The 1,263-nt window shown below is 62.3% G+C and carries 1 protein-coding gene; it reads left to right on the top strand.

The features are described from left to right. The first annotated feature begins 90 nt into the window (after positions 1–90). Positions 91–1,260: an IS481 family transposase gene (locus ABIB95_RS47320; protein WP_354249242.1), complete on the top strand. Its 1,170-nt coding sequence runs from the start codon at positions 91–93 to the stop codon at positions 1,258–1,260. Positions 1,261–1,263 lie beyond the last annotated feature (3 nt).

Genomic DNA, 1,263 nt, shown 5'->3' with positions numbered 1-1,263 from the left:
TGTTCAGCCCGGGGACATGACCGACGGGTGTTCGGGGACATAGCCGACACATCATAGTGCACGGATTTGGCAGCGTGGGAGGCCAAGTCCATGCCCTGGCGAGAGGTGTCGGTGATGGATCAGCGGCGGGAGTTCGTTCGGCTTGCGACGCAGGAGGGAGCGAACCGGCGGGAGCTCTGTCGACGGTTCAATATCCATCCCGACACAGGCTACAAATGGCTTGCACGATGGCAGGCCGACCAGAACATTGAGGACCGCTCGCGGCGGCCGCATGCGAGCCCGGGACAGACCGATTGCAAGCTGGAGGCCGGCATTATCGCGGTACGCGATGCGCATCCGGCATGGGGAGCTCGCAAGATAGCTCGTTGCCTCGAGCGAGAAGGCCGTCACTCGCCAGCCGTTTCAACGGTCCATCAGATCCTGCGTCGGTCTGGCCGCATCACGCCTCCGATCGGCGGCGCGGTGGCCAGCCAGCGTTTTGAGATGCCGGCACCCAATCTGTTGTGGCAGATGGACTTCAAAGGCTGGGTTCGGCTCGGCAATGATGTCCAATGCCATCCTCTGACGGTCGTGGACGACCACTCGCGCTATGATCTGTGCCTGCAGGCCTGTGCAGATCAACGCACAGATACCGTGCGCAGCCGCCTGGAGAAGACCTTTCGCCATTATGGTCTCCCGGAGGCCTTCTTCGTCGATAATGGTTCGCCGTGGGGTGATCCTTCCGGCGAACGATGGACACGGTTCTCGGTCTGGCTGCTCAAGCTTGGCGTCGCCGTCATCCACAGCCGCCCATATCATCCGCAAAGCCGCGGCAAGAATGAACGGTTCCACCGCACGCTCGCGGCTGAGGTGTTCGCGCTGCGGCAGTTCCGCGATCTCGCAGAAACACAGCGTGCCTTCGACGCCTGGCGGGAGGTCTACAACTTCGAGCGACCGCACGAAGCGCTCGGGCAACAGGTCCCGGCTAGTCGATATCGGCCGAGCCAGCGGGCCATGCCCGAGCGATTGCCGGAGGTCGAATACGACAGCCATGAGATTGTGCGCCGCGTCTCCACGACCAAGGCCTATGTCAGCTTCAAGGGATGTCTTTGGAAAGTGCCACAGGCCTTCCGTGGTGAGCGCCTCGCCATCCGCCCCTCGGCAAACGATGCGCAATACGGGGTCTTCTTTGCCGCCCACCAAGTCGCTATCATCGACTTGGCGAGCGGAAAAAGTGTCGGCTATGTCCCCGAACACCCGTCGGTCATGTCCCCGGGCTGAACA

Origin of the sequence: Bradyrhizobium sp. LA2.1, assembly GCF_040547725.1 — a bacterium.
GTDB classification, from domain to species: domain Bacteria; phylum Pseudomonadota; class Alphaproteobacteria; order Rhizobiales; family Xanthobacteraceae; genus Bradyrhizobium; species Bradyrhizobium barranii.
Note: the sequence above shows the minus strand (reverse complement) of the source record. Positions and strands in the feature narration are given on the sequence as shown.